Raw genomic sequence first — 26,459 nt, 5'->3', positions numbered from 1 at the left:
AGGGTCAAGCGCCGCCGCACGGGACCACCGCACGGGGCGCCGGATTCCCTGTCCGATTCCCGCCGGTCACGCCGCCCCCGCCGGTGGACACTGGACCGTGTGAGGGACGAGGACAGCAGGTACGAGGCGGTGCGCAGCCGGGACGCCCGGTTCGACGGCGCGTTCTTCTTCGCCGTCGAGACCACGGGCATCTACTGCCGGCCCAGCTGCCCCGCGATCACCCCCAAACGCGCCCACGTGCGCTTCTTCCCGACCGCCGCCGCGGCGCAGGGCGCGGGCTTCCGGGCCTGCCGGCGCTGCCGCCCCGACGCCGTGCCCGGCTCCGCCGAGTGGAACGTGCGGGCCGACACCGTGGGCCGCGCCATGCGTCTCATCGCCGACGGCGTGGTCGACCGCGAGGGCGTCGCCGGGCTCGCCGCGCGCCTCGGCTACAGCGCCCGCCAGGTGCAGCGGCAGCTCACCGCGGAACTGGGCGCCGGGCCGGTCGCCCTGGCCCGCGCCCAGCGCGCCCACACCGCGCGCGTGCTGCTGCAGACCACCGGGCTGCCGGTCACCGAGATCGCGTTCGCCGCCGGGTTCGCCAGCGTGCGGCAGTTCAACGACACCGTCCGCGCCGTGTACGCCACCACGCCCACCGGGCTGCGCGCCGCCGCGCCCCGCAAGGGGCGGGCCCGCCCCGGCGCCCCCACCGCCGGGGTGCCCCTGCGCCTCGCCCACCGGGGCCCCTACCAGGCGCGGCCTGTCTTCGACCTGCTGGAACGGGAGGCCGTCCCCGGCATCGAGGAGGTGACCGGCGTACCCGGCGCGCGCACCTACCGGCGCACCCTGCGCCTGCCCTACGGCACCGGCATCGCCGCCGTCGACGAGCGCCCGCACACCGGCACCGGCGCCCGTCCCGGCGGCTGGCTCGACGCCCGCGTCCACCTCACCGACCTCCGCGACCTGACCACCGCCGTGCAGCGGCTGCGCCGGCTGTTCGACCTGGACGCCGACCCCTACGCCGTCGACGAGCGCCTCGGTGCCGACCCCCGGCTCGCCCCGCTGGTCGCGGCCCGTCCCGGACTGCGCTCGCCCGGCGCCGCCGACCCCGACGAGGTGGCCGTCCGGGCGCTGGCGGGACGCGACACGGCCGCCGGACTGGTCCACCGCTACGGCAAACGGCTCGACGCCCCCTGCGGGAGCCTCACCCACCTGTTCCCCGAGGCCGCCGTCCTCGCCGAGGCCGAGCCCGGCGGCCCCCTGGGCGCGCTCGCCGCCGCCCTCGCCGACGGCGCCGTACGGCTCGGACCCGGCGCCGACCGGGACGCGGCGCGGGACGCCCTCGCCGCCGTGCCCGGCCTCGACGACCGTACGATCGCCGCGATCCGCACCCGTGCGCTCGGCGACCCGGACGTGGCCCCGCCGGGCCCCGGCGTCCCCGACAGCTGGCGCCCCTGGCGCTCGTACGCCCTGAACCACCTGCGAGCCGCAGGGGAGTTGGAGTGACCCTCATGACGACGACGTACTGGACGCACGTGGACGGCCCCCTCGGGCCGTTGCTGCTGACCGCCGCCCCGACCGGCGAGCTGACCTCGCTCACCGTGCCCGGACAGAAGAAGGCGACCGTGGTGCGGGACGACTGGACGCACGACCCCGGTCCGTTCCGGGAGGCGGAACGGCAGCTCGCCGCGTACTTCGCGGGCGACCTCAAGGACTTCCGGCTGCCGACGAGGGCCGTCGGCACCCCCTTCCGGGAGAAGGTGTGGGCCGCCCTGGACGACGTGCCGTACGGCGGGACCGTCACCTACGGGGAGATCGCCGCGCGCATCGGGGCGCCCCGGGCCGCCGTACGGGCCGTCGGGGGCGCGATCGGCGCGAACCCGCTGCTGATCGTCCGCCCCTGCCACCGCGTCATCGGCGCCGACGGCTCCCTCACGGGGTACGCCGGGGGACTGGAGCGCAAGGTGCGGCTGCTCACCCACGAGGGTGCGCTGCCGCGCGCGCAGAACCCTTGAAGGGCCGCTCAGCCCCAGAACACCGCGCCGATCCACGCCGCCGCGATCAGCTGGCAGGTGAACAGCTCCGTCAGCACACTCCACCCGCCCGACCGCATCACCGTGCGCACCGCCGCCTTCGCCTCCCCGCGGCGGCCGAGGCGCAGCCGCTCGTGGACGTACACCCCGGCGAGGAAGCCGGGGACCGCGCCGATCACCGGCAGCAGCACGAAACCGGCGAACGAGCCGCCGCCCGCGTACGCCAGCAGCCGGGCGTCCGCACCGCCCGCCCGGAGTCTGCGGGGCGGCAGCGCCCAGCGCACCACCTGCGACAGGAACAGCACCCCGGTCGCCCCCACCAGCACCCACCACGCGACCGCCCGCGGGTCCTTCAGCGCCCACCACAGGACCGCGGCCCACACCAGCCAGGACCCGGGCACCCCTGGCGCCAGCACTCCGCACAGACCGAGCAGGAGCACCAGTCCGGCCAGCAGGAGGTCCCACGCTCCCATCAGTCCAGGGTGCAGGAGGGCGCGGGACGGCGCAGACCGGAAGCGTGGCGTCCACGCGCGGGGCGGTGATTTTCCCGATGCCCCGTTTTCATCCGGCCCGTCCGGTGGACAATTGGGGGCATGAGTCAGCAGGGGGGAGGACCCGCCGGGCCCACCGGTCCCGGTCCCGAGGACGACTGGTGGGGCCGGCTCTACGACGACGCCTCCGACGACACGGGGCCGGCGCCCGCGGCCGATTCCCTGGACGACCGTTTCGCCTCCGCGGCGGGCGCGGTGAACGCGGGCGGGCCGTCCGACGCGGCCCGCCTCCCGCCGGACCCGGGCCCCCGGGACGTCCCCGGGACCCCGGTGGTCCCGGCCCAGCGGCAGACGCCGTCGCCGGAGGCCATGCCTCCCGGACCCTCCGCCGGTGCGTCACCCCGCGCCCTCTGGGAGCGCCCGCCCCCCACGGACCCGCCTCCGGCGCCCTGCCCGCCGGGGCAGGACACCCCGGCCGACGCGCCTCCCGCCCCGGAGCCGCCCCCCGGTCAGGCATCGGCGCCCTCGGCGCCCCCGCTCCCGGGGGTCTTCCCCCCGGGACCGGGCCGGCCGGCCGACGCGCCCGCCACGCCGAACCCGCCTCAAGGACCACCCTCCTCCGACGCCGCGCCCGCCGCCCCGCCCTCCCCTCCGGCACCCGGCGCTCCCGCCCCCACGCTCCCCGACCGGCCGCCCCCCTCCACCCCCTCCGGTCCCACCGCCGCCCCCGCCCACGGTTCATGGACCCCCGCCGCGCCGGAGGACCGGGCCGCTGCGGACGGTCCCGGGTCCAGGCTCGGTCCCCTCCCGCCCCCGCCCCCCTCCCGCGCCTACGTGGGCGCCCGTCCGCCCACCTACGACGCGGAACCCACCGCCCTCCCCGCCGCCGACCCCGACGACCTGGACGCGCTCGTCCCGGACACCGTGCTGGACGGCGCCCGCTACGGCGCCTGCACGCTGCGGGCCGCCTCCGTGCGCGGGGACTCCGCGAGGTACCGGGGCGAGCCCCGGCGCGACGCGCTGCTGACCGCGCGGTTCGGGGCGGGGGAGCGGGCGCTGGTGCTGGTGGCGCTGGCCACCGGCCTGCGGACCGCCCCCGGCGCGCACCGGGCCGCCGCCGAGGTCTGCCGCTGGATCGGCGCGGCGGTGGGCCGCAGCCACGAGCGGCTCACCGACGACATCCGGGCCGCCCGCCGCGCCGACCTCAAGGCCGGCCTGCACCGCCTCACCGACCGCAGCCTCGGCAGGCTGCGCGCCGGCGCGGCCGAGCAGGGCCTCGGCCCCGACGACCACGCCGCCGCCCTGCGCTGCCTGCTGCTGTCCGCCGACCCCGAGTGCCGCACCCGGGTGTTCTTCGGGGCCGGCCCCGGAGGGCTGTTCCGGCTGCGGGACGGCGAGTGGCAGGACATCGAACCGGAGGTCGCCGAGGTCAAGGGCGAGCCCGTGCCCGGCTTCGGCTCGCCGCCGCACGAGACGCCGGACGGCGACCGCCGCACCATGGACCTCGGCATCCCCACACCCCCGAGCCCGTACGAACCGGCGCCCGAACCGCCCCGCGAGCCCTTCCGTTTCCGTACCTCCGTAGCCCGCCCGGGTGATGTGCTGCTGATGTGCGGCACCGGGTTCGCCGAGCCCCTGCGCGGTGAGCCCGGACTCCGTGCCCACCTGGCCGACCGGTGGTCGGCTCCGGAACCCCCGGGGCTGACGGCGTATCTGGCCGATACCCAGGTTCGGGTGAAGGGGTACGCCGACGACCGTACGGTCGCGGCCGTCTGGGAGGCGTGAGCGCGCCCGGTGTGAATTCATGGATTCCGTCAGGCATCTCCGGCACCCGAGGGGCAGACGGGCATCATGGCCAAACAGAACATCGCGGAGCAGTTCGTCGACATCCTCGTCCGTGCGGGGGTCAAACGCCTGTACGGCGTGGTCGGTGACAGCCTCAACCCCGTCGTGGACGCCGTGCGCCGCAACTCCGCCATCGACTGGATCCACGTCCGGCACGAGGAGACCGCCGCCTTCGCGGCCGGCGCCGAGGCGCAGGTGACCGGCCGGCTCACCGCCTGCGCCGGCTCCTGCGGGCCCGGCAACCTGCACCTCATCAACGGGCTGTACGACGCCCACCGCTCCATGGCGCCCGTCCTCGCCCTCGCCTCCCACATCCCGTCCAGCGAGATCGGCCTCGGCTACTTCCAGGAGACCCACCCCGACCGGTTGTTCCAGGAGTGCAGCCACTACTGCGAGCTGATCTCCAGCCCCCGGCAGATGCCCCGGCTGCTGGACACCGCCATCCAGCACGCGGTCAGCCGTTCCGGCGTCAGCGTCGTCTCGCTGCCCGGCGACCTCGCCGACGAACCCGCCCCCGACCAGGCGCCCGAGACCGCCCTGGTCACCTCCCGGCCCACCGTCCGTCCCGGCGACGACGAGATCGACAAGCTCGTCGACATGATCGACCGCGCCGAGAGGGTCACCTTGTTCTGCGGCGCCGGCACCAAGGGCGCGCACGCCGAGGTGATGGAGTTCGCCGGGAAGATCAAGGCCCCGGTCGGCCACGCCCTGCGCGGCAAGGAATGGATCCAGTACGACAATCCGTACGACGTCGGGATGAGCGGGCTGCTCGGCTACGGCGCCGCGTACGAGGCGACCCACGAGTGCGACCTGCTGATCCTGCTCGGCACCGACTTCCCGTACAACGCCTTCCTGCCCGGCGACGAGGTGAAGATCGTCCAGGTGGACGTGCGGCCCGAGGTCATCGGCCGGCGCTCCAAGCTGGACCTCGCGGTGTGGGGCGACGTGAAGGAGACGCTGCGCTGTCTCACGCCCCGGGTGCGCACCAAGGACAACCGCAAGTTCCTCGACCGCATGCTGAAGAAGCACGCGGACGCGCTGGAGGGGGTGGTGAAGGCGTACACCCGCAAGGTGGACAAGCACGTGCCGATCCACCCGGAGTACGTGGCGTCCGTGCTGGACGACCTGGCCGACGACGACGCCGTCTTCACCGTCGACACCGGCATGTGCAACGTCTGGGCGGCCCGCTACATCTCGCCCAACGGCCGCCGCAGGATCATCGGTTCGTTCTCCCACGGCTCGATGGCCAACGCGCTGCCGATGGCGATCGGGGCGCAGTTCACCGACCGGGGCCGGCAGGTCGTGTCGATGTCCGGCGACGGCGGATTCGCCATGCTGATGGGCGACTTCCTCACCCTCGTCCAGTACGACCTGCCGGTGAAGGTCGTCCTCTTCAACAACTCCTCGCTGAGCATGGTGGAGTTGGAGATGCTGGTGGCCGGGCTCCCGTCGCACGGCACGGCGATGAAGAACCCCGACTTCGCCGCCGTGGCCCGCGCCTGCGGAGCCCACGGGGTGCGGGTGGAGAAGCCGAAGGAGCTCGCGGGCGCGCTGAAGGCCGCGTTCAAGCACAAGGGGCCGGCGCTGGTGGACGTCGTGACCGACCCCAACGCGCTGTCCATCCCGCCGAAGATCAGCAAGGAGATGGTGACCGGGTTCGCCCTGTCCGCGTCCAAGATCGTGCTGGACGGCGGGGTCGGCCGGATGGTGCAGATGGCCCGCTCCAACCTGCGCAACGTGCCGCGCCCATAGCGGTGTTCAGCCGCCGCGCGGACGCCAGGAGCGGTTCAGCGTGTCGTACTCGTAGTGCGGCAGGCCCTCGACGGCACTGGTGCGGAACGGACGGCCCCGGTCGTCGATCCGCACCGTGCCGGCGCGGCCCTGCGAGGACCAGTCCAGCTCCAGGTACCAGCGGCAGTCGCAGCCCTCGGTGCGGGCGGTGACCAGCAGCACCTCGGGGTCGGCCGCGGACACCCGGTACGGCATCCGGACCGCCGGGACCGGTGTGCCCGTGTCGTTCCCGGCGACCGCGCGGGCGATCGGCCGGTCCTTGTCCAGGTCCACGTCGAAGTAACGGGGGGTCAGCGCGCCGCCGCAGCCCTGGTCCATCGCGTACGCGGTGCCGGGCGCCGGTTCCGAGCGGCCGGCCACGCGGACGCGCAGCGCCGTGAGGACGACGGCCGTGTCGGACCTCCCCTGCACCGACAGCTCGACGAGGGTCTCCCCGCCGTGCACGGCGTCCTGGGCGTCCGCCCAGGTCCGGGCGTCCTGCGGGACGGGCGGCGGCGGCACCCGGGCGGGCGGCTTCGCCACCACGTAGTCGTGCCCGCAGCCGTGCGTCCAGGCGTGGGAGTCGGCGGACCAGGTGAGGGGCGGCGGCCCCGCGGGCGCCCTGTCCGGTGCGGCGGGCGAGCCGGACGGACGCCGCGCCTCGGACGCCTCGCCGTCCCCGCCCCGCCCGGCGGGGGCGGACCCGGAGGGGGAGGGGGAGCCGGACGCCGAGGCCGAGGGGGACCCGGCCGGAGCGACGGACCGCGCGGACCCCGCACCGTCGCCGGCGCCGCCTTCGGCTGTCTCCTCCGTCGCCCCGAGGGCCTTGCTCCCGGCCGCCGCCCGCCTGTCGTCCGGCAGGAACGACAGACTCCCGACGGCGGCGAGCAGCGCACACACGGCAGCGGCGGCCACGGCCGCCCGCCTCCGCCGCCGGCGTCGCCCCGTGGGCACGTCGCCGTGGCCCGCGGGCCCCCGCACGACGTGCCCGTCACCCCCGCTCGGCCCCTCGGGGTGGCCTGAATCGTTCGCCTGGTCGGTGGCGCCTGGACCGGTGGCGCCTGGACCGGTGGCGCCTGGACCGGTGGCGCCTGGACCGGCGGCGCCCGAACCGGCGGCGCCCGAACCGGTGGTGCCTGGACCGGCGGCCGGAGCGCCGTTCCCCGGGACGTCCGGCCCTGAGCCGTGCCCCGGGGCGCCGGACCGCCGCCCGGCCGTGCCGGGTGCCGCACCGGGCGGGTCCGGGGTCTTTGCGTCCCGGGCCGCCCCGCCCCGAGGCCGGCGCCGTGCCTCCGCCGCGCGGAGCCAGCGGCGGTGGAGTTCGAGGCGTTCCGCGTCCGTCGCGCCGCACAGGGCGGCGAAGCGTTCGACCGGGGCGAAGTCGGCCGGGACCGCGTCGCCGGCGCAGTAGCGGTGCAGGGTCGAGGTGTTCATGTGGAGACGGCGGGCCAGCGAGCCGTAGCTGCGGTCCGTGCGTCCCTTCAACTCCCGCAGCAGCGCCGCGAACCGCGTCACCTCGTCCTGTGCCGACACCGGCTCCGTCTCCCCGTGGCTCGTCCGTCCCGACCGGCCGGGCGCCTGGGACGGGCATCCCAGGCACCCTGTATCACTGCACGTCGGACGGGATGGGATGGTTCCATGCCGGGGGACCGGGCGGTGGCGCTTGCGCCGGTCGTCCGTGACGGCGGATGCTCTGACCACGGCGAACCGCCCCGATGGCCCGGACGGGCCGTCCCGGCCGTCGCGGTGCACGCCTCGCCATTCCACCACGCACACCCCACGGGGGACACCCATGCCCATCCGCACCCGTGCCGCGGCGCTCGCCGCGCTCACCGTCACCGCCCTCGCCGTGGGCGCGGCCGCCACCGCACCGGCCGGCGCCGCCCCGGGCGAGGCCGCGCAGAAGCAGGCGTCCGCGCAGAGGAAGGCGGACGCCCCCAGGTTCCTGGCGGCGTCCGAACTGCCCCCGCACCCGACCGGCTGGACCGCGGGGCCGGTCACCGACGGCTTCCCGGAGCAGCTCGCGTACTGCCTGGGCGAGGGCGTCCCCGCCCACGACCACCGGCACCGCCTGTTCCACACGGAGCTGGACACCAGCGCCGCGCAGGTCACCGTGGTGACCGGGTCCGCCGCGAAGGGCGAGGCGCTGGCCGCCCGGCTGAACCGGGAGATCCGCACCTGCGCGGACCGGCTGGAGCGGACGTACCCGGAGATCGAGGCCGAGGGCCGGTTCTTCGGCACGCTGCCCGTCGAGGAGGGGGCGACGGTGCACGGCCTGCACACCGAGACGTCGTACGGGGCCACGGACGTCCACCTGCTGTCCGTGGGGCGTGACGGCCGCACCGTGACCGTCGTCGGCTGGGGGCAGACGGGCGACTTCGACGACGCCCCCCTGGCGGCGTTCGGGAAGACCGCGAAGAAGGCGGTCACCAAGCTCCACTGAGGTTTCCGAGCTCCGCGACCACTGCGGGAAAGCCGGGGCCGTCCTCTCGCCACGGGGGTCGGGAGGACGGCCCCGCGCGGTTGCGTGGCCGTTGCACTTCGGCCAACAACGGCTCGCGGCCGCTCCGCATGACTGCCGCGTGAACGACCGGGCAAGCATTCCCGTGTAGGCGTTCGAGCAGGTGGGGGAAACGGCATCGGCACGCGGGCGGGGGTCATGAGAAGTCAGGCTTCGGCGGATCGGCTGAGGCGCACACTGGGGCGTGCGGATCTGCGGGCGGTGGCCGAGTCCCGCCGCGCCCTGCGCGAGCTGTTACGTCACCGGTGCGATCCGGAGCGGTCCGCGGTCGCGGAACTGCTCACCAGCGAACTCGTGACGAACGCCCTCGTCCACACCGACCGCGAGGCGGTCCTCACCGCGGACGTCGGCCCCTGGGGACTCCGCGTGGAGGTACGGGACTTCACCGCCCGCGAGCCCAGACCGCGCCCGCGGGACGGCAACGACGGCACCAACGGACGGGGCCTGGTCCTGGTCGAGTCCCTGGCCGACGCCTGGGGCGTCCGCAGGCACGGGGTGGGCAAGTCCGTCTGGTTCGCGCTCGGACCGGAGGCGGACGCCGACGCGGCGTGAGGGACGCGGTTCCCACCGCGTCCCTCACGCCGCGTCGCGTCGTCGTACGGACGTCAGCCGAACTGCTGCTCCAGATCCTTGAGCTTGCGCTCGAGGCTGTCCAGACGCGGCAGCGCCTGGGTGTCGTCCTCGGCCGTGAGATCGACGGTCACCGCCTCACCGCCGGAACGGCGGACCGGCTGCAGGGAGGGACGCGGGGCCTGTGCGGGCAGGGCCTCCGGCGCCGCTATGGCAGGCTCCGCGGCGACCACGTCGGAGTCCCGCTCCACCGTGGTCTCCAGTTCGCGCCCGCCCCGGCCGCCGCCGAACCCCCGGTGGCCGCGGCTGATCGCCTTGAGCCGGGCCCGCTCCATGCGCTCCTGCTCCCGCCGGCGCCGCTTCTCCTGGTCCTTGCGCGCCTTGTCCTCGCGGACCTCCTCGACCGCCTCCTCGAGGCTGCGCACGCCCTCCAGCAGCATCAGCGACCAGGCACGGTAGGTCTCCCGGGGCGCGCGCAGCCAGCGGACGATGCGGATCTGCGGCAACGGCCGCGGCACCAGGCCCTGTTCGCGCAGTGCCGCGCGGCGGGTCTGCTTCAGCGCCCGGTCGAAGAGCACCGCGGCGGACAGGGACATGCCCGCGAAGAAGTGCGGGGCGCCCGCGTGGCCGGCGCCGCGCGGCGCGTGGACCCAGTTGAACCAGGCCGCGGCGAAGGCGAACGTCCACACGAGTATGCGCGAGCCGAGGGCCGCGTCCCCGTGGCTGGCCTCGCGCACGGCGAGCACCGAGCAGAACATCGCCGCGCCGTCCAGGCCGAAGGGGACGAGGTACTGCCAGCCGCCGGACAGGCCGAGGTTCTGCTCACCGAAGCCGACCAGGCCGTGGAAGGACAGGGCGGCGGCCACCGCCGCACAGCAGAACAGCAGCACGTAGGAGACGGTGCCGTAGACGGCCTCCTTGCGCCTGCGGCGCTCCTCGCTGCGCTCCCACGAGTCGTCGGCGCTCGTGTCCTTGACCGAGGAGCGCTTGCCGCGCGCCAGCACCGCCACCGCCGCCAGCATGCCCAGGAGCAGTACGGCGCCCGGAAGCAACCAGTTCAGCGATATGTCGGTCAGTCTCATCTAGGGGTCCCTTGCATTGGGATAGGGCGTAACGCCCGCCATAGTGGCCCAATCCCGGCGGTCCTCAGGGGGTTTCGGGGCAAGAGGCCGCCAATGAAGTGCGAGGGGGGTGCCCTGGGCGGCTCAATGCTCGAACTGCCGCATGAGGAGCGGGAGTTGAGTTCGAATAAGACTACCCGTACGGATGGTTCCGCGGGGAACCGCCGCGAGCGGTGAGGACATTGTGAAGTGCTCGTGACCTCCGCGGCACCGCATCGCCGCCCCTCACGCCAGGCGGGACGGCGGGGCGTCCGGACGATCTTACGCCACCGGCCGCCCCGCCCTTCTCGACGTCGTGTCAACCGGCCTGTGCGACCAGTTCCTTCTCCCGGTCGCGGGTCCGCGCCGGAGCCTGTTCCTTGGCGCAGGTGCGCGGGCAGGTGGCACAGATGTCCGCCGGGCGCAGGGTGTAGAACATGCAGCAGCTCACCCGGTCCCGGGTGGCGGCGGCCGGCTCCCCGCCGGGGCCGGACGGCCTGCGGAACGCCGCCGCGCCGACGTACGGCTTGGTCGCGCCCGGCAGCAGCAGCTCCAGCTCGCGCACGGCCCGCTCCTCCTCGCCGAGCAGCTGGGCGACGTACCAGAGGCTCTCGACGATCTCGTCGGTCGCCATGCCCCACAGCGCCCGGCCGCGCCGGCGCATCCGGGGGCCGAAGCCGGCCAGCACGGGCTCCAGGTGCTCGGCGACCGCCGCGCGCACCTCCGCCCGCAGCGCCTCCTCGTCGGGCACGACCCGCGCGCCGGGAAGGGCGGCGGCGGGGTCGTCCGGCAGGCAGGCGAAGCCGGCGGGGCGCACGGCCATGCGGCCGACGGCGAGCCCGGCCGCGCCGCGGTCGAACGAGACGTGCGTCACGGGGTAGCGCGGGACCCGGCGGTGCAGGAACCACGGCACGGTGATCAGCAGGCAGGCCGGCCAGGCGTAGCGGTGCAGGCCGAAGCTGGCGACGACGTCCGGGCGGGCCCGCATGCCGTAGTCCCGCCGCACCTGGGTGTCGTCCCGGGCGAGGAAGGCCTCGAGGGCGTCCCCGCCTGCGGCGAGGTCGGCGGCGGCGACCCAGCCGCCGCCCCGGGGGACCGCCTCTCCGGCGCCGAGTTCGGTGACGGCGAAGGCGGGGAAGACCTCCGCCAGGCGGGCGTACGCGTCCGCGACGGCCGAACCGGGCACGGCCATGGGACCACCCCTTCACGTCTCGTGGAGTCGGGCAATAAAAAGGTAAGCCTCACCTTACCCAACATCGCGGAGATGTGAACTGGCGTCCGATGCGCTTAGGGTTCTTGACGCGCAGGCGCCGGCCCGTCGTAATACCCCAAGTACCGACACGTCCGCAGGAGGACCTTGTGAAGCAGGGCACGCAGGGCTTCGCCGGGACGACGGGCGAGGCGGCCGAGGCCGCCCGGCCGGCGGGGAACCGCTGCCGGGTGCCCGCCCAGCCGGCCGCCGCGGAGGCGGACCGGCGCCGCGACACCGGGCGCGACCGCTTCCGCGACGACGCGGACGGGGCCGGCCGGGGCTCCGCGCGCGGTGAGCACACGCACGGCGAGCCCGCCCCGCCCCGTCCCCGGCCCGCCGTCCAGCGGTCGTCCGTACGCGGCCAGGTCCTCGCCGCCCTGCGCACCGCGCTCGTCTCCGGCGACCTGCGGCCCGGCGAGGTGCACTCGGCGCCCGTGCTGGCCGAGCGCTTCGGCGTCTCCGCGACGCCCGTCCGCGAAGCCATGCAGCAGCTCGCCCAGGAGGGCGCCGTCGAGGTCGTCCCGAACCGGGGCTTCCGGGTCGTCGAGCGCAGCGCGCGGGAGCTGGCCGAGCTGGCCGAGGTGCGCGCCCTGATCGAGGTGCCGGTGATGCTCCGGCTGGCCCGTACGGTGCCGCCCGAGCGGTGGGCCGGACTGCGCCCGCTCGCCGAGGCCACCGTCCGCGCCGCGTCCGACGGCTGCCGCGCCACGTACGCCGACGCCGACCGCGCCTTCCACGGTGCGGTGCTGGCCCTGGCCGGGAACGACCAACTGGTCCGGGTGGCCGAGGAGTTGCACCGCCGCGCGCAGTGGCCGCTGGTGGGCGGCGCCCCCGGCGGCGGCAGCCGCGCCGAGCTGGTCGCGGACGCGCATGAACACACCGCGCTGCTCGACGCGCTGATCGCGGGCGATCTGGACGTGGTGCGCGCGCTGGTGGGAGAGCACTTCAACGGCGCGAAGTGAGGGGAGCGCTCTGAGCGCCCCCGGTCATGCCTCGGGGCGCTCCCCGGCCGTGCCTCCGGACACCCCCGCACGCCCTCGCACGCCCCCTGAGCCCCAGGTTCACCCGAAAGCGGCACCCGTGGCGTGCCCTCACGCCGTGGCCGCGTCCGTCTGCGGCGGGGCCAGGCGGTGGGCGAGCCAGGTGGGGACGCCGCCCAGCAGGCGGAACAGGCGGCGGGCCTCCTCACGCAGCCGCGAGGCCTCCGGCTCGGTCTCCGTGTCCGCGAGCGAGACCAGCGCGGGCGCCGTGCCGACCAGGTAGCCCAGCTCCTCCCGGATCCGCAGCGACTCCGCGAACCCGTGCCGGGCCTCCGTCAACTCGCCCTCGCGCAGAGCCAGTCCGGCGAGATGCCGCCAGGTGGCGGAGAGCAGCAGCGGGTCGGCGTGGGCGGTGGCGCCTGCGTGGGCGCGCCGGTAGGCGGCGCGGGCCGCCTGCGGGGAGCGGGTGAGGTTCTCCGCGATGAGCCCCCGCCGGAAGTCCAGCAGCGGCCGCCCCGGCGCCCCCGGCGCGATCAGCGCCGCGGCCCGGCCCAGCGCGGCACGCGCCTCGTCGGCCCGGTCCCGGACCTGGAACAGCGTGGCGGCGTAGGCCAAGTACCCGCGTTCACAAGCGGCGGCGCCGCGCTCGTCGTCGGTGTGCGCCAGTGCCTCGGCGGTGCGCAGCGCGTCCTCCGCGTCCTCCCACCCCGTCTCGGTGTACAGGCACCGCTCCACCAGCAGCGATGCCCGTTGCAGGGCGGCCCGGGGGGTGGCGGGGGCGAGCAGCGCGGCCGCGTCCGCCCAGCAGGCGCGGGAGCGCAACCGCCACACCGCTGTCTGGAGGGGATCGTCTTCGGCGGTCGTTCCGTCACCGGACATGGCGGTGTGCGCCACGTTGCCCTCCCCGAGCACGCCATCGAGCTGTTGAGTGGTGGCCGCATCTCAGCACGAACCACCGGGCCCGGCCAAGAGGGCGGGTGAAGGATTTCACAAAGTCGTGGGGCGTGGGACGGAACCGGGGAGTCCGGGTCGTGGGTCAGCTCATCCGCAGGGCCAGGAAGAAGTCCAGCTTGTCCTCCAGGCGCGACAGGTCACGGCCCGTCAGCTGCTCGATGCGGCCGACGCGGTAGCGCAGCGTGTTGACGTGCAGGTGGAGGCGGGTGGCGCAGCGGGTCCAGGAACCGTCGCAGTCGAGGAACGCCTCCAGGGTGGGGATCAGCTCGGCGCGGTGCCGGCGGTCGTACGCGCGCAGCGGGTCCAGCAGCCGGGCGGTGAACGCGCGCCGCACGTCGTCGGGGACGAACGGCAGCAGCAGCACGTGCGAGGCCAGCTCCTGGTGCCCGGCCGCGCAGACCCGGCCGGGGCGCGCCGCGGCCACCCGCCGCGCGTGCCGTGCCTCCTCCAGCGCGCCGCGCAGCCCCTCGGCCGAGTGCACCGCGGCGGACACGCCGACGGTGAGCCGCCCGTCGCCGTCGAGGCCCGCCGTCAGCGGTCCGCGCACGGCCTCCAGCAGCGCGTCGGCCGGCACGCCGGGCCCGGCCTCGTCGTGCTCGTCGGTCACCGAGGGCAGCGGGAGGAGGGCGACCGCCTCGTCCCCGGTGTGCGCCACCGCGATCCGGTCGGACGGCTCGGGTCCGGTCGCCGCCGGGTCGACCAGGATCTCCTCGAGCAGCGCCTGGGTGACCGGGCCGCCGTCGCGGCGCCCGTCCTCCCACTCGATCCGGGCGACCACGACCTGCCAGTGCGGCGCGGTGCCGAGACCGGGCACCAGCACCGGCGCGGCCACCCGCAGACGCGCGGCGATCTCCGCGGGCGCGGCGCCCGTCTGCGCCAGCTCCAGCACCTCCTGCGCGAGCCGCCGGCGCACCGTGCGTGCCGCGTCCCGCCGGTCCCGCTCGACGGCGATCAGCTGGGTGACGCCCTGGAGCAGGTCCAGCCGCTCCTCGGCCCAGTCCCCGGCGTCCGCCTCGACCGCCAGCAGCCAGTCCGTCAGCATCGTCTCGCGCGGGTCCCCCGGCTCCGCCGTGCCGTGCCCGCTGCCCCGCACCGGGAACAGGCTGTACGTCGTCCGGTCCAGCACCACCCGGTGCGGGCCGTGCCGTCCGGTGCGCACGGCCGCCAGGTGCTCCGCCGCGAGCCGCGCGCACGCCTCGGCGTCCAGCGCGGGCGCGGCGCCGCGCGCCCCCGCGGTCCCCTTGGGCGCCGCGATCAGCCGGCCGGTGGGGGAGAGCACCCAGGCCCGCAGGTCCAGGTCGGAGCCGAGCAGGTCGAGCACGACGTCGGGGCCGCCGCCCGCCGGGCCGGAGGTCATCATCCGCCGGTGCCGGTCCACCACGGCCGCCAGGTCCCCGGCCCGCTCGCCGGACACCTGCCGCACGACGTGCTCGGTGACGGTCGCGAACGCCACCGACTCGTGCACGGCGAACAGCGGCAGCCGGTGCCGCGCGCACGCCACGACCAGGTCGTCCGGGACGTCCCCCAGCTCCGCCTCGCCCGCGGCCAGCGCCGCCACCCCGGCCTGCACCAGGATCCGTACGAACCGTTCGGAGTCGGCGGCGTCGCGGCGCCAGGCCAGACCGGTCAGCACCAGCTCGCCGCCCGACAGGTAGCGGCTGGGGTCGCGCAGGTCGGTGGTCATCACCCCGCGCACACTGCGGTTCAGCTCGTCCTCCCCGCCGAGCAGCCTCAGGCCCAGCGCGTCGGTGTCCAGCAGTGCGCGCAGCCGCATTCTCGTCGCCGCCGTTCCTTGTCTCGGTACCCGTGGGCGGGTGAGGGGATGGTCGAAGGAGGCCCGTGGGACCGGCCGGCCGGCGCGGTCCACCGGCTCCCGGTCGGCTCCCCGGCTCACCGGAGGAAGACCGGAAGACTGCCGGAGCTCTTCGTTCATACGAATCTACAAGATGCCTGCGTTGGCCAGCCAACTCCTTCATGGTTTCCGTGGCTGACCCGGGCGGAGTACGCGGCGGTGTACTGGACGCAGCGCGCGAGAAGAGCACATGAACGAGCCCGGCCCGCCGCACACGGATCGGCTCGATCCGCACGCCTCCACGAGACGGAGAAGAGAGCCGGTCGTGGCGTCCCCGACACCCCGGCCACGTCGGCCGACGTCCTCGAACTCGCCGACGACCACGCCCCGTACGGCCTCCGAGGCGTCGGTGAGGCGCCCACCCTGTCCTCCGCCCCGGCCGTCCTGGCAGCGATCCGCGCGGCGACGGGCCTGGAGCTGAACAGGACCCCGGTACGCCCGGAGCACCTCACGGGCACGGCCCGGGACCGACCTCCGCGCGGTTCAGTCCCGCCGCAGCAGCCGGCCGACCGCCCGCCCGAACACCGCACGGCCCGCCCGCGCCAGCAGCGCGTCGCACGCGGGCGGGAGGAAGCGCACGCGGATGTCCTCCCGCCACACCACCCCGCTGCGGCCGCCGGGGCCCGGACGGACCTCGATCTCCGCCCAGCCCAGGACGACCCGGCCGCGCTTCTCCAGCCGGCAGAACCCGGGGGAGCCGCCTGCCGGGGGCCGCCACGCCGTGACCTCCATCGGGTCGTCGAAGGCCAGCGGGCCCACGCCCGTGCGGGCGACGAAGACGGTGCCCTCGCCGGTGGGCGGGGGAGTGGTGACGGTGACCCGGGTCAGCGGGACCACCTCGCCGTGCCGGGACCACGTGGTGAGCCGGCGCCACGCCTCGTCGGAGGGCAGGGACGCCGAGCGCTCGAGCTGGAAGGTGGCCACGGGCCGATCCTAGGGAACCCCGCCGCGTCCCGCCGTCCGCTGGTCCGAACGGCTGAACCGCGCTCCGCGACCGCTCCCCGCACCCTCCCGCCGCCCGTCCCGCGTCCTCCCGCCGCCCGTCCCGCGTCCTCCCGCCGCCCGTCCCGCGTCCTCCCGCCGCCCGTCCCGCGTCCTCCCGCCGCCCGCCCGGCGCCCTCCCTCTCCGACCTGCGCGCTTCCCCGCCTCGGTGCACGCTGGTGCAGAACACCGCATATACACGCAGAGCGGGACAGGACGTGGCCCATGGTTTGGAACCGGTACGGGTGCGGCACCCGCTCCCCGCAGTGCCAGCCCGACACAGGGACGGAGCCCACTCCCCATGCACGACCCCGGTGACCACGCCCCGTTCCCCGGGCGCCGCCCCACCCCCTCCGGCCCGCGCCGCACGACCGGGCCGGGCGCCGGGCGCGGACGGAGGGCGCCGCGATGACGCCGTACGCCGTCGTGATCCCCACCCTGGTGCGGGACACCCTCGCCGACTGCCTCGCCGCGCTGGCCGCCGCGCACGGCCCGCGCCCGGAGCGCGTCGTCCTGGTCGGCGACCGCCCCCCGACGTCCGTCTCCGACCCGGCGCCCCTGGAGCACGCGCTGACCGTCCTCGGCGACCTGCGCGCCCGCACCACCGTGCTGCCCGGGGAGGTCCGCGGCCCCGCCGCCGCCCGCAACACCGGACTGCGCGCCGTCACCGAGCCCTGGGTGGTCTTCGTCGACGACGACGTCCAGGTGGGGCCGCACTGGTGCGCCCAGCTCCAGCGGGACCTCGACGAGGCGACGCCCGACACCGCGGGCGTGCCGGGCGTCATCACCGTGCCGCTGCCCGGCGGACGCCGCCCCACCGACGGGGAACGCGGCACCGCGGGACTGGCCCGCGCCCGCTGGATCACCGCCGACATGGCCTACCGCACCGACGCCCTGCGCCGGGCCGGCGGCTTCGACGAACGCTTCCCCCGCGCCCACCGCGAGGACGCCGACCTCGCGCTGCGGCTCCTCGACGCCGGCTGGCGCATCCGCCGGGGCCACCGCACCACCCTGCACCCCGTGCGCGCCGCCTCCCGCTGGGAGTCGGTCCGCCGGCAGCGCGGCAACGCCGACGACGCCCTGATGCGGCGGCTGCACGGCCCCGACTGGTGGGACAAGGCGGTCGCGCCGCGCGGCCGGATCCGCCGGCACGCCGCGATCACCGCCGCCGGCGCCGCCGCCTGCGCGCTCGCCGTCACCGGGCACCGCAGGGCCGCCGCGGCCTGCGCGGCCGGCTGGGCGGCCGGCACCGCCGAGTTCGCCCGCGCCCGCATCGTGCCCGGACCGCGCACCCCCGACGAGGTGGCGACCGTGCTCGCCACCAGCGTGGTCATCCCGCCCGCCGCCACCTGGCACCGGCTGGCCGGCGCCTGGCGCCACCGGCGCGCCCCCGCCTGGCGGGAGGCGACCCGGTGAGCCCCGTGCGGGCGGTGCTGTTCGACCGCGACGGCACCCTGGTCCACGACGTCCCCTACAACGCGGACCCCGACCGCGTGCGCCCCGTCGCGGGGGCGCGCGAGGCGCTCGACGCGCTGCGCGCCCGCGGCATCCGCACCGGGATCGTCACCAACCAGTCCGGCATCGCCCGCCGCCTGCTCACCGAGACCGACGTCCGCCGCGTCAACGCGCGCGTCGAGGAACTCCTCGGCCCCTTCGACGTCTGGGCCGTCTGCCCGCACGGCCCCGACGACGGCTGCCCCTGCCGCAAGCCCCGCCCCGGCATGGTCCTGGACGCCGCCGCCCGCCTCGGCGCCGACCCGGCCCACTGCGTCGTCGTCGGCGACATCGGCTCCGACGTCGAGGCCGCCCGCCGGGCCGGCGCGCACGCCGTCCTCGTCCCCACGCCCGTGACCCGCCCCGAGGAGACCGCCGCCGCCCCGCACGTGGCGCGGAGCCTGCCCGCCGCCGTACGGCTGATCCTCGACGGCCCGCCGTGGGAGGCCCCCGGCGGCGCCCCCGCGCCCGGCCCGGACGCCGGGGCCGCACACGAACGGGTGACGGCCGGGCACGCCGGACGCGTACGGACCGGCCCGGAAGCGGAGCCGCCCCGGACCGGGAGGTACCTGTGAAAGCCCTCGTCACCCGGCTCGACAGCTTCGGCGACGTCCTGCTCGCCGGACCCGCCGTGCGGGCCGTCGCCGCCCGCGCCGACCACGTCACCCTCCTGTGCGGACCGCACGGGGTGCCCGCGGCGCGGCTGCTGCCCGGCGTGGACGAGGTGCTCGTCTGGGACGCGCCGTGGACCGGGTTCCAGCCGCCGCCCGTGGACCGCGACGACATCGGCCGGCTCGTCGCGTCCGTCACCGCCGACGCCGCGCTCGTCCTCACCTCGTACCACCAGTCGCCGCTGCCCACCGCGCTGCTGCTGCGGCTGGCCGGCGTCCCCTTCATCGCCGCCGACAGCGAGGACTACCCCGGCAGCCTCCTCGACGTGCGCCACCACCGCGCCCCGCACGCCCACGAGGCCGAGGCCGCCCTCGACCTCGCCGAGGCGGCCGGCTTCCCCCGCGTCGACGACGGCCGCCTCCGGGTCCTCCCGCCGCCCGCCGCCGGCGCGCTGACCGGCGACGGCCCGTACGTCGTCGTCCACCCCGGCGCCAGCGTGCCCGCCCGCGCCTGGAGCCCCGGACGGTGCGCCCAGGCGGTGCGGGAACTGGCCGCCGCCGGACGGCGCGTCGTCGTCACGGGCGGCGCGGGCGAGCGCGACCTCACCGCGTACGTCGCCGGCGGCCGGGCCGTCGACCTGGGCGGCCGCACCGACGCCGCGCAGCTCGCCGGGGTGCTCGCCGGGGCCGACTGCGTCGTCGCGGGCAACACCGGCCCCGCCCATCTCGCCGCCGCCGTCGGCACCCCGGTGGTGTCGCTGTTCGCCCCGGTCGTCCCGGCCGAGCGGTGGCGGCCCTACGGCGTGCCCTACCTGCTGCTCGGCGACCAGGACGCCCCGTGCGCCGGAAGCCGCGCCCGGCGCTGCCCCGTACCGGGCCATCCCTGCCTGGACACCGTGACCGCGCTCGACGTCGTCGCCGCGGTCGACAAGCTCGTGGAGGTGGCATGAGGATCCTGCTGTGGCACGTGCACGGGTCGTGGACCACGGCCTTCGTGCGGGGACCGCACACCTACGTCGTCCCCGTCACCCCGGACCGCGGACCCGACGGACTCGGCCGCGCCCGCACCTTCGACTGGCCCGACACGGTCGTCGAGGTGCCGCCGGAACGCCTGGCCGAGCAGGACATCGACGTCGTCGTCCTGCAGCGCCCGCACGAGATCGGCCTGGTGGACCGGTGGCTGCGGCGCCGCCCGCCGCTGGTCTACCTGGAGCACAACGCCCCGCACGGCGACGTCCCCGACACCCGGCACCCCGCGGCGGACATCCCCGGCACGACCCTCGTGCACGTCACCCACTTCAACCGTCTGATGTGGGACGCCGGCCCGACCCCCACGGCCGTCATCGAGCACGGCATCGTCGACCCCGGCCCGCTGTGGACGGGGGAGCTGCCGCACGCCGCCGTCGTCGTCAACGAACCGGTCCGGCGCGGCCGTACGACCGGCACCGACCTGCTGCCGGTGTTCGCCGCCGCCGCGCCCCTGGACGTGTTCGGCATGGGCACCGGGGGACTGGCCGGCCACCTCGGCCTCCCCGCCGAACGGTGCCGGTCCCACGAACTGACCCAGGCCCGCCTGCACGCCGAGATGGCCCGCCGCCGCGTCTACGTCCACCCGGTGCGCTGGACCTCCCTCGGCCTGTCCCTGCTGGAGGCGATGCACCTCGCCATGCCCGTCGTCGCCCTCGCCACCACCGAGGTCACCGAGGCGGTGCCGCCCGGCGCCGGCGTTGTCTCCAACCGGATCGACGTCCTCACCGACGCCGTACGGGACTTCGTCGCCGACCCGCTGAGCGCCCGCCGCGCCGGCGAGGCCGCCCGCGCCGCCGCCCTCGCCCGCTACGGCCTGCCCCGCTTCCTCGACGACTGGGAACGCCTCCTCAAAGAGGTCGCCCGATGAGGGCTCGCCGTGTGCTCGTGCTGCGGGCGCTCGGGCTCGGGGACCTGCTGGCCGGGGTGCCCGCGCTGAGGGCGCTGCGGCGGGGGTTCCCGGACCACGAGACGGTGCTGGCCGCCCCCGCCGGACTCGCCCCCGTCGCCGAGGCGACCGGGGCCGTCGACCGGCTGCTGCCCGCCTCCGCGCCCGGACGGGCGGTCCCCCGCGCGCTCGACTGGACCGGGCCGCCCCCGGACGTCGCCGTCGACCTGCACGGCAACGGCCCGCCCAGCCACCGCCTGCTGCAAGCCCTGCGTCCCCTGCGGCTGTTCGCCTTCGCGCACCCGGAGACCCCCGAGATCGACGGCCCGCCCTGGCACCGGGACGAGCACGAACGGGACCGCTGGTGCCGGCTGCTGAGCGCGTACGGCGTCGACGCCGACCCCGCCGACCTGCTGCTGCCCCGCCCGCACACCCCCTCGCCCGCCCCCGGCGCGGTCCTCCTGCACCCCGGCGCGGGCGCGCCCGCCCGCTGCTGGCCCGTCGAGCGGTACGCCGCCGTCGCCTCCGCACTGCGCGAGCGCGGACTGCGGGTCGTGGTCACCGGGGGCGCGGGGGAGCACGACCTCGTCGCCCGGCTCGCCAAGGAGGCCCGGCTGCCCGACACCGACGTGTTCTCCGGCGGCCTGCCCTTCACCCGGCTGTCCGCCCTCGTCGCCGGCGCCCGCGCGGTCGTCAGCGGCGACACCGGCATCGCCCACCTCGCGGTCGCCCACGCCACGCCCACCGTCACCCTGTTCGGCCCGGTCCCGCCGAGCCGCTGGGGCCCGCCCGCGCACCCCCGTCACATCGCCCTGTGGCACGGCCCCGAGGGCGACCCGCACGCCGTGCGCCCCGACCCGGCGCTGCTGCGCGTCACTCCCGACGAGGTGCTGGACGCCCTGTGCCGCCTGCCCGCCCCCGGGGATTCCGCGTCATGACCGGCCGCAGCCGCGTCGGCGTCGTCATCGCCACCCGCGACCGCCGCGAACGGCTCGCGGTCACCCTGCGGCGCCTGACCGGCCTGCCCGAACGGCCGGAGATCCTCGTCGCCGACAACGCCTCCGCCGACGGCACCCGCGCCATGGTCGCCCGCGCCTTCCCGCACGTACGGGTCCTCGCCCTCCCCGTCAACCACGGCGCCCTCGCCCGCAACCACGGCGCCCGCGCCCTGGACACCCCGTACGTCGCCTTCAGCGACGACGACTCCTGGTGGGCGCCCGGCGCGCTCGCCCGCGCCGCGGACCTGTTCGACGCCCACCCCCGGCTCGGGCTGATCGCCGCCCGCGCCCTCGTCGGCCCCGAGAACGCCCCCGACCCGCTCAACGACCTCCTCGCCACCTCCCCGCTCGGCCCCGCCACCGACCTCCCCGGCGTCCAGGTGCTCGGCTTCCTCGCCTGCGCCTCCGTCGTCCGCCGGACCGCCTACCTCGACGCGGGCGGCTTCCACCGGGTGCTGTTCTTCGGCGGCGAGGAGACCTGCCTCGCCTACGACCTCGCCGCCCGCGGCTGGGGCGTCACCCACTGCCCCGACGTCGTCGCCCACCACCACCCGGCCACCTCGGGCCGGCCCGGCCGGCCCGCGCAGCAGCGCCGCAACGAAGTGCTCACCGCCTGGCTGCGCCGCCCCGTCCGCCACGCCCTCGCCCGCACCGGCGCCCTCGCCGCCGAGGCCCGCGCCGACACGACGGCCCGGCGCGCCCTGCGCGAGACGCTCACCCGGCTGCCCGCCGCCCTGCGCGCCCGCCGCCCGCTGCCCCCGCACGTGGAACGCGCCGCCCGCCTGCTGGAACGGGAAGGGGCGACCGCATGACCGACTCCCGCACGACGGTCGTCGTCATCACCCACAACCGCCGCCGGGAGCTGCTGCGCACCCTCGGCCGGCTCGCCGAACTCCCCGAACGGCCCGGGGTGATCGTCACCGACAACGGCTCCACCGACGGCACCGCCGACGCCGTCGCCCGCCACCATCCGGAGGTCCGGCTGCTGCGCCCCGGCCGCAACCTCGGCGCGGTCGGCCGCAACCTGGCGGTCCGCGACGTCACCACGCCCTACGTCGCCTTCTGCGACGACGACTCCTGGTGGGCGCCCGGCTCCCTGACCGGCGCCGCCGACCTGCTCGACCGTCACCCCGCCGTCGTCTCCGTCACCGCGCGGATCGTCGTCGAGCCGCACGGCACCGAGGACCCGATCGTCCGCGAACTGCGGGAGTCCCCCGTGCCGGGGCCGCCGTGGCTGCCGGGTCCGGCGCTCGGCTCCTTCCTCGCCGCCGCGACCGTGCTGCGCACGGACGCCTTCCGGGAGGCGGGCGGCTTCCACCCCAAGCTGTGGCTCGGCGGGGAGGAGGAACTGCTCGCCGCCGACCTCGCCGCCGCCGGCTGGTGGCTCGTCTACGCCGACCACCTCACCATCCACCACCAGGCGTCGGAGGCACGCGACGCGACCCTGCGCCGCCGGCACGGCATCCGCAACACCCTGTGGTTCACCTGGCTCCGCCGCCCGGTCGGCCCCGCCCTGCGCCGCACCCTGGACCTGGCCCGCACGGTGCCGCGCGACACGACGTCGCTCCTCGCCTTCACGGAGGCGGCGGCCGCCCTCCCGTGGGTCCTGCGCGAACGCCGCGTCCTCCCCCGGGAGGTCGAGTCCCGCCTCCGCCTCCTGGAACCGGCCCAACGCGCCTCGAAGGCCCGCCGCTACACCGGCTGACCCACCCGGCGCCCGGCCACCGGGCCCGGCCCGCGCCCGCTGCCCCGCCACCCGGCGGACGGCCCGGTCCCGTCCCTCGGCCGGGGGTGTCGGCCGGACCTGTCGCGGGGGGTGCTTCGCCCCGGGCCCGCGTGCGCGCGGGCGTCCCGTCGCGCACGGCCCGTGCGACCCCACCCGTGAGGTGCCGGCGCCCCGCCCGGCCGGGTGCTCCGCCGCCCCCGGAACACCTACCGCCCGTCCGGCGGCTCCCCGTCGCCCGACCAGCGGCACAGCAGCCGGAACGCCGCGAACAGCGTCACCGGCCACACCGCGGCGAACGTCCAGAGCGCCCACGGCGCCGAGGTGACGATGCCGGTCACCATCACGGTCACCGACACCGCGAGCAGGAGGGCGACCGTCCGTCCGCGCGGGTTGCAGCGGGCCACCCGGCCCAGGAACCGCTTCAGGTCGGGGCCGCGGCGGACGCGATGACGCCGCAGCAGCCGGTTGAGCCGGCGATCGCGCCGCAGCGACCGCTCGATCTCGTCGAGGACGTGCTGTTCATGCTCAGGGAGCCGACCGAGGGACACCGTCTCTCCTCCAACGAGCGCCAGGGTGGAAGCGACGTCCGGGTGCCCGGCGGACGTGCGCCCTAACCGGTGTCGGCGCGGGACGTCAGCGCCTCCAGCAGACGGTCCGCCCCGTCGGGCAGCCGGCCCTCGCGGAACGTCTCGCGGGCCTGCCGCGCGGCCACCCGGCCCGAGGTCAGGCACCAGTCCCACCACCGCTCGAGCTGCCGCTCGTCCACCCGCTCCGCCGCCAGCAGCGCCGGCCATCCGCAGGCCCGCGCCTGCGCCGTCACCTTCGCGCCGCCCGCCACCGGGTCCACCGCGAGCGCCGGTGTGCCGGCCCGCAGGGCCAGCACCAGCCCGTGCAGACGGTCGGTGACGACCAGGTCGAGCCGCGCGAGCACCGACTGCACCTGCGCCGGTGTCGCGCTCAGGTGCCAGTCCCGGGTGTCCAGCCGGGTCTCCAGCTCGAGACGGGCGCAGTCCTTCCCCGCCAGCCAGCGCGTCACCCGCTCGGCGACCTCTCCGTGCCGCCGCTGCGCCCCGTACTCGTGCTGCCCGTGGGTGAGGATCACCCCGACCACCGGCCGCGGCGGCATCGCGGGGGCGCGGGCCGCCAGGTCCTCGGTGGGTTCGCTGCCGGGCGCGTCCCGCGCCAGGATCCGGTGGAAGCCGGTGACCGCCGGTCCCTCGGGGTCGATCACCGATGTCCCGACGGCGATCCGCACGCAGCGCGCGAACCGCCGGTGCAGCTCCTCCACCTGCGTCCCGTGCAGCGGCCCGCACACGAACACGAGGTGCGAGTAGTCGTGGGGCCGTACGTCGTCGAAGTGCAGCGCGTCCGGCCGGAAGCCGGGGCTCCAGACGACGTCGTACGGTGTGCCGGACCCGCGCAGGACCGTCTCGACCCGGCGCAGGGCCAGCACGTCCCCGGCGGTCGCCTCCCCGTCGCGGAAGCTGAACCACCCGGTCAGCAGGACCCTGCGCGGTCCCGTACGGCGTTCCCGGTGCACGGCGCCCCGAGTGCCCCGCCCGCCGGGGAGGCAATCGGCGCGCCCGGGATCAGCGGCCGACGGTCAGCGCCACCGGCCGGCGATCAGCCGGCGTCGGGCCGCCGCTCCTCCTGCTGCTGCGGGGCATCGTCCTGGCGAGGACCGCTTTCCTGCCGAAGATCGCTCTCCTGCCGACGGGGACCCGGACCCTGCGGAGCGCCGCCCTGCGGCTGCCCATGACCCTGGCCTCGCCCCTGCGGCAGTCCGGACTCCTGCGGCTGACGGGTCCCGCCCTGCGGCTGACGCGGACCCCCCTGCGGATGACGCGGGCCGCCGGGGCCCTGCTGCTGACGCAGGCCGGCCTGCGGCTGCCGGGGACGGACGGTGCCCGCCAGTGCCTGGCGGACCTCGAGCTGGGTCCGCTCGGCCACCTCGCGGACCTCGGCCACGACGTCACCGCGCTCACGCACGAGACTGTCGTAGACCGGAAGGCCGTCGGGGGAGGGGGCGGAGGAAGTCATGGGGGTCTTTCCTTCGTGGGGGGACGTTCTGCCGGGGCCGGAGTCCGGCCCCAGACAGTCAGCGCCGCGGAGTGCCACGGCGTTACACCTCGCCGCGTTCCGTCCAGGAAGGAGACGGCTGTCCCGGTGCTGTCCGGAGCGGGGAAAGCGGACGGAATCCGGCCTACTGCCTCGCTAGCGTGACTCCCATGACGAAGTCGAAGCGGACCACCGCCCCGCCGTCGCAGCCCGTCCTCGGCCCCCGCGCGCTGAACCGGGCGACCCTGGCACGGCAGTTGCTGCTGAGCCGTTCCCCGATGTCCGCGACGGCCGCCGTCGAGCACCTGGTCGGCCTCCAGGCGCAGAACGTCAAGCCGCCCTACCACGCCCTCGCCGCCCGTCTCGACGGCTTCACCCCGGAGGCGCTGTCCCGGCCCATGGCCGACCGCGAGGCGGTCCGCATCGTCACTCTGCGCTCGACCATCCACACCCACACCGCCGACGACTGCCTGACCCTGCGGCCCCTGGTGCAGGCCGCCCGCGACCGGGAGCTGCGCCACTTCCGCGCGGGACTCGCCGGCGTCGGCCTGGACCGCCTCGCGGCCCGCGCCCGCGCCCTCGTCGAGGAGGAGCCGCGCACCATGAAGGAGCTGCGCGAGGCGCTGCGGGAGGACTGGCCGGACGCCGACCCGCAGGCCCTCGCCGTCGCCGCCCGCTGCACGCTGCCGCTGGTGCAGGTCACCCCGCGCGGGCTGTGGGGCCGCAGCGGCCAGGTCCGGCTGACCACCGCCGAGCACTGGCTGGGCCGCCCCGCCGAGCCCGCGCCGGCCCCGGACGGCACCGTGCTGCGCTACCTCGCCGCCTTCGGTCCCGCGTCCGTGAAGGACATGCAGACCTGGGCGGGACTCACCCGGCTCCGTGAGGCGTTCGAGCGCCTGCGGCCCCGGCTCGTCACCTTCCGTGACGAGACCGGCACCGAACTCTTCGACCTCCCCGACGCACCCCGCCCCGGCCCGGACACCCCGGCCCCGCCCCGCTTCCTGCCCGAGTTCGACAACCTGCTGCTCTCCCACGCCGACCGCACCCGCGTCGTGCCGCCCGAGCTGAAGGGCCGGCACCGGCAGGGGAACATCGCCTACCGCACCCTGCTCGTGGACGGCTTCCTGGCGGGACTGTGGCGCCTGGACGACGACGCCCTGGTGATCGAGCCGTTCGGGCGGCTCGACCGGACGCGACGGGCGGGGATCACGGCCGAGGCGGAGCGGATGCTCGGGGTGCTGCACCCGGGGACGGCGTACGACATCCGCTTCGGGACGGTGCGGGGCTGAGCCCGCAGGAGCCCGGCGGACACCTGAGGGCGTTGGACA

Annotated in this window: 25 protein-coding genes and 1 pseudogene; 16 read left to right on the top strand and 10 right to left on the bottom strand. The window is 76.5% G+C overall.

The window, feature by feature from the left end:
- The first annotated feature begins 99 nt into the window (after window positions 1-99).
- Both ACIQ8B_RS14015 and ACIQ8B_RS14010 read left to right on the top strand, forming a co-directional pair.
- Window positions 100-1,485 carry a bifunctional transcriptional activator/DNA repair enzyme AdaA gene (locus tag ACIQ8B_RS14015; protein WP_403546841.1) on the top strand — a complete coding sequence of 462 codons (1,386 nt, stop codon included), beginning with the start codon at window positions 100-102 and terminating at the stop codon, window positions 1,483-1,485.
- Window positions 1,486-1,490: 5 nt separating this feature from the next.
- Entirely contained in the window at window positions 1,491-1,994 is a 504-nt protein-coding gene (locus ACIQ8B_RS14010) for a methylated-DNA--[protein]-cysteine S-methyltransferase (RefSeq protein ID WP_403546840.1), read from the top strand.
- An 8-nt stretch (window positions 1,995-2,002) separates the two neighbouring features.
- Here ACIQ8B_RS14010 and ACIQ8B_RS14005 read toward each other — a convergent pair whose 3' ends face one another.
- On the bottom strand, window positions 2,003-2,485 hold the full coding sequence (locus ACIQ8B_RS14005; protein WP_106411814.1) for a DUF456 domain-containing protein: 483 nt from the start codon (window positions 2,483-2,485) through the stop codon (window positions 2,003-2,005).
- A gap of 852 nt (window positions 2,486-3,337) precedes the next feature.
- Here ACIQ8B_RS14005 and ACIQ8B_RS14000 point away from each other — a divergent pair.
- Window positions 3,338-4,288 (top strand): protein phosphatase 2C domain-containing protein, encoded by a 951-nt coding sequence (locus ACIQ8B_RS14000; RefSeq protein ID WP_403546839.1) that lies wholly within the window; start codon window positions 3,338-3,340, stop codon window positions 4,286-4,288.
- A 66-nt stretch (window positions 4,289-4,354) separates the two neighbouring features.
- On the top strand, window positions 4,355-6,100 hold the full coding sequence (locus ACIQ8B_RS13995; protein WP_403546838.1) for a pyruvate dehydrogenase: 1,746 nt from the start codon (window positions 4,355-4,357) through the stop codon (window positions 6,098-6,100).
- Between the two features lie 6 nt (window positions 6,101-6,106).
- On the opposite strand, the gene ACIQ8B_RS13990 is transcribed toward ACIQ8B_RS13995, so the two are convergent.
- Window positions 6,107-7,651, bottom strand: coding sequence for a helix-turn-helix domain-containing protein (locus tag ACIQ8B_RS13990; protein ID WP_403546837.1), 1,545 nt, complete (start codon window positions 7,649-7,651; stop codon window positions 6,107-6,109).
- A 259-nt stretch (window positions 7,652-7,910) separates the two neighbouring features.
- Between ACIQ8B_RS13990 and ACIQ8B_RS13985 the strand changes: the two genes are divergently transcribed.
- Both ACIQ8B_RS13985 and ACIQ8B_RS13980 read left to right on the top strand, forming a co-directional pair.
- A complete protein-coding gene (locus tag ACIQ8B_RS13985) occupies window positions 7,911-8,561 on the top strand; it encodes a hypothetical protein (protein WP_403546836.1) in 651 nt (216 codons plus the stop codon).
- A 216-nt stretch (window positions 8,562-8,777) separates the two neighbouring features.
- Complete coding sequence (locus tag ACIQ8B_RS13980; RefSeq protein ID WP_403546835.1) at window positions 8,778-9,191, top strand: ATP-binding protein; 414 nt, start codon at window positions 8,778-8,780, stop codon at window positions 9,189-9,191.
- A 53-nt stretch (window positions 9,192-9,244) separates the two neighbouring features.
- Here ACIQ8B_RS13980 and ACIQ8B_RS13975 read toward each other — a convergent pair whose 3' ends face one another.
- Entirely contained in the window at window positions 9,245-10,291 is a 1,047-nt protein-coding gene (locus ACIQ8B_RS13975) for a DUF2637 domain-containing protein (RefSeq protein ID WP_403546834.1), read from the bottom strand.
- Between the two features lie 337 nt (window positions 10,292-10,628).
- The gene (locus ACIQ8B_RS13970; RefSeq protein WP_403546833.1) at window positions 10,629-11,501 is read right to left on the bottom strand and encodes a (2Fe-2S)-binding protein; all 873 of its coding nucleotides are present in this window, start codon (window positions 11,499-11,501) and stop codon (window positions 10,629-10,631) included.
- Window positions 11,502-11,668: 167 nt separating this feature from the next.
- Between ACIQ8B_RS13970 and ACIQ8B_RS13965 the strand changes: the two genes are divergently transcribed.
- Window positions 11,669-12,523, top strand: a complete 855-nt coding sequence (locus ACIQ8B_RS13965) for a GntR family transcriptional regulator (protein ID WP_290008993.1) — start codon at window positions 11,669-11,671, stop codon at window positions 12,521-12,523.
- Window positions 12,524-12,652: 129 nt separating this feature from the next.
- On the opposite strand, the gene ACIQ8B_RS13960 is transcribed toward ACIQ8B_RS13965, so the two are convergent.
- Window positions 12,653-13,420, bottom strand: coding sequence for a hypothetical protein (locus ACIQ8B_RS13960; protein WP_198602701.1), 768 nt, complete (start codon window positions 13,418-13,420; stop codon window positions 12,653-12,655).
- Window positions 13,421-13,577: 157 nt separating this feature from the next.
- On the bottom strand, window positions 13,578-15,269 hold the full coding sequence (locus tag ACIQ8B_RS13955) for a PucR family transcriptional regulator (protein ID WP_403546832.1): 1,692 nt from the start codon (window positions 15,267-15,269) through the stop codon (window positions 13,578-13,580).
- 354 nt (window positions 15,270-15,623) lie between these two features.
- On the opposite strand from ACIQ8B_RS13955, the pseudogene ACIQ8B_RS13950 reads away from it, so the two are divergent.
- Window positions 15,624-15,809 (top strand): annotated as a pseudogene (locus ACIQ8B_RS13950) (hypothetical protein); the annotation flags it as partial.
- A gap of 21 nt (window positions 15,810-15,830) precedes the next feature.
- Here ACIQ8B_RS13950 and ACIQ8B_RS13945 read toward each other — a convergent pair.
- The gene (locus tag ACIQ8B_RS13945) at window positions 15,831-16,271 is read right to left on the bottom strand and encodes an SRPBCC family protein (RefSeq protein ID WP_290008996.1); all 441 of its coding nucleotides are present in this window, start codon (window positions 16,269-16,271) and stop codon (window positions 15,831-15,833) included.
- A 466-nt stretch (window positions 16,272-16,737) separates the two neighbouring features.
- Here ACIQ8B_RS13945 and ACIQ8B_RS13940 point away from each other — a divergent pair, with 466 nt between their 5' ends.
- From ACIQ8B_RS13940 to ACIQ8B_RS13910, 7 genes are read left to right on the top strand one after another with little or no spacing between them, the layout of a single operon-like run.
- Entirely contained in the window at window positions 16,738-17,745 is a 1,008-nt protein-coding gene (locus ACIQ8B_RS13940) for a glycosyltransferase (protein ID WP_403546831.1), read from the top strand.
- Window positions 17,742-18,398, top strand: coding sequence for a D-glycero-alpha-D-manno-heptose-1,7-bisphosphate 7-phosphatase (locus ACIQ8B_RS13935; protein WP_403547103.1), 657 nt, complete (start codon window positions 17,742-17,744; stop codon window positions 18,396-18,398). Before ACIQ8B_RS13940 ends, ACIQ8B_RS13935 begins: the two co-directional genes overlap by 4 nt.
- Window positions 18,395-19,384 (top strand): glycosyltransferase family 9 protein, encoded by a 990-nt coding sequence (locus ACIQ8B_RS13930; RefSeq protein ID WP_290009000.1) that lies wholly within the window; start codon window positions 18,395-18,397, stop codon window positions 19,382-19,384. The genes ACIQ8B_RS13935 and ACIQ8B_RS13930 overlap by 4 nt, the downstream gene beginning before the upstream one ends.
- Entirely contained in the window at window positions 19,381-20,331 is a 951-nt protein-coding gene (locus tag ACIQ8B_RS13925) for a glycosyltransferase (RefSeq protein WP_290009001.1), read from the top strand. Before ACIQ8B_RS13930 ends, ACIQ8B_RS13925 begins: the two co-directional genes overlap by 4 nt.
- Entirely contained in the window at window positions 20,328-21,287 is a 960-nt protein-coding gene (locus tag ACIQ8B_RS13920) for a glycosyltransferase family 9 protein (RefSeq protein ID WP_403546830.1), read from the top strand. Before ACIQ8B_RS13925 ends, ACIQ8B_RS13920 begins: the two co-directional genes overlap by 4 nt.
- Complete coding sequence (locus tag ACIQ8B_RS13915) at window positions 21,284-22,159, top strand: glycosyltransferase family 2 protein (protein WP_403546829.1); 876 nt, start codon at window positions 21,284-21,286, stop codon at window positions 22,157-22,159. Before ACIQ8B_RS13920 ends, ACIQ8B_RS13915 begins: the two co-directional genes overlap by 4 nt.
- Window positions 22,156-23,052 carry a glycosyltransferase family 2 protein gene (locus ACIQ8B_RS13910; RefSeq protein ID WP_403546828.1) on the top strand — a complete coding sequence of 299 codons (897 nt, stop codon included), beginning with the start codon at window positions 22,156-22,158 and terminating at the stop codon, window positions 23,050-23,052. Before ACIQ8B_RS13915 ends, ACIQ8B_RS13910 begins: the two co-directional genes overlap by 4 nt.
- A gap of 227 nt (window positions 23,053-23,279) precedes the next feature.
- On the opposite strand, the gene ACIQ8B_RS13905 is transcribed toward ACIQ8B_RS13910, so the two are convergent.
- The 3 genes from ACIQ8B_RS13905 to ACIQ8B_RS13895 all read right to left on the bottom strand — a co-directional run bounded on the left by ACIQ8B_RS13905 (window position 23,280) and on the right by ACIQ8B_RS13895 (window position 25,113).
- A complete protein-coding gene (locus tag ACIQ8B_RS13905) occupies window positions 23,280-23,621 on the bottom strand; it encodes a DUF3040 domain-containing protein (protein WP_290009007.1) in 342 nt (113 codons plus the stop codon).
- A gap of 62 nt (window positions 23,622-23,683) precedes the next feature.
- Entirely contained in the window at window positions 23,684-24,613 is a 930-nt protein-coding gene (locus ACIQ8B_RS13900; RefSeq protein WP_403546827.1) for a polysaccharide pyruvyl transferase family protein, read from the bottom strand.
- Window positions 24,614-24,696: 83 nt separating this feature from the next.
- On the bottom strand, window positions 24,697-25,113 hold the full coding sequence (locus tag ACIQ8B_RS13895; RefSeq protein ID WP_403546826.1) for a hypothetical protein: 417 nt from the start codon (window positions 25,111-25,113) through the stop codon (window positions 24,697-24,699).
- 188 nt (window positions 25,114-25,301) lie between these two features.
- Between ACIQ8B_RS13895 and ACIQ8B_RS13890 the strand changes: the two genes are divergently transcribed.
- Window positions 25,302-26,420 carry a winged helix DNA-binding domain-containing protein gene (locus ACIQ8B_RS13890; protein WP_290009013.1) on the top strand — a complete coding sequence of 373 codons (1,119 nt, stop codon included), beginning with the start codon at window positions 25,302-25,304 and terminating at the stop codon, window positions 26,418-26,420.
- The last annotated feature ends 39 nt before the right edge of the window (window positions 26,421-26,459 follow it).

This window comes from Streptomyces sp. NPDC096105 (assembly GCF_044763335.1).
Classification (GTDB): Bacteria; Actinomycetota; Actinomycetes; order Streptomycetales; family Streptomycetaceae; genus Streptomyces.
The sequence above is the reverse complement of the archived record's forward strand: the minus strand, read 5'-3'. Positions and strand labels throughout refer to the sequence as shown.

Excerpts from the sequence above, each read along its gene's own strand:
- ACIQ8B_RS14010 (WP_403546840.1), top strand. The coding sequence starts at position 1,491 with ATGACGACGACGTACTGGACGCACGTGGACGGCCCCCTCGGGCCGTTG.
- ACIQ8B_RS14005 (WP_106411814.1), bottom strand. The coding sequence starts at position 2,485 with ATGGGAGCGTGGGACCTCCTGCTGGCCGGACTGGTGCTCCTGCTCGGT.
- ACIQ8B_RS13995 (WP_403546838.1), top strand. The coding sequence starts at position 4,355 with ATGGCCAAACAGAACATCGCGGAGCAGTTCGTCGACATCCTCGTCCGT.
- ACIQ8B_RS13985 (WP_403546836.1), top strand. The coding sequence starts at position 7,911 with ATGCCCATCCGCACCCGTGCCGCGGCGCTCGCCGCGCTCACCGTCACC.
- ACIQ8B_RS13980 (WP_403546835.1), top strand. The coding sequence starts at position 8,778 with ATGAGAAGTCAGGCTTCGGCGGATCGGCTGAGGCGCACACTGGGGCGT.
- ACIQ8B_RS13975 (WP_403546834.1), bottom strand. The coding sequence starts at position 10,291 with ATGAGACTGACCGACATATCGCTGAACTGGTTGCTTCCGGGCGCCGTA.
- ACIQ8B_RS13970 (WP_403546833.1), bottom strand. The coding sequence starts at position 11,501 with ATGGCCGTGCCCGGTTCGGCCGTCGCGGACGCGTACGCCCGCCTGGCG.
- ACIQ8B_RS13960 (WP_198602701.1), bottom strand. The coding sequence starts at position 13,420 with ATGTCCGGTGACGGAACGACCGCCGAAGACGATCCCCTCCAGACAGCG.
- ACIQ8B_RS13955 (WP_403546832.1), bottom strand. The coding sequence starts at position 15,269 with ATGCGGCTGCGCGCACTGCTGGACACCGACGCGCTGGGCCTGAGGCTG.
- ACIQ8B_RS13940 (WP_403546831.1), top strand. The coding sequence starts at position 16,738 with ATGACGCCGTACGCCGTCGTGATCCCCACCCTGGTGCGGGACACCCTC.
- ACIQ8B_RS13925 (WP_290009001.1), top strand. The coding sequence starts at position 19,381 with ATGAGGATCCTGCTGTGGCACGTGCACGGGTCGTGGACCACGGCCTTC.
- ACIQ8B_RS13920 (WP_403546830.1), top strand. The coding sequence starts at position 20,328 with ATGAGGGCTCGCCGTGTGCTCGTGCTGCGGGCGCTCGGGCTCGGGGAC.
- ACIQ8B_RS13915 (WP_403546829.1), top strand. The coding sequence starts at position 21,284 with ATGACCGGCCGCAGCCGCGTCGGCGTCGTCATCGCCACCCGCGACCGC.
- ACIQ8B_RS13910 (WP_403546828.1), top strand. The coding sequence starts at position 22,156 with ATGACCGACTCCCGCACGACGGTCGTCGTCATCACCCACAACCGCCGC.
- ACIQ8B_RS13895 (WP_403546826.1), bottom strand. The coding sequence starts at position 25,113 with ATGACTTCCTCCGCCCCCTCCCCCGACGGCCTTCCGGTCTACGACAGT.
- ACIQ8B_RS13890 (WP_290009013.1), top strand. The coding sequence starts at position 25,302 with ATGACGAAGTCGAAGCGGACCACCGCCCCGCCGTCGCAGCCCGTCCTC.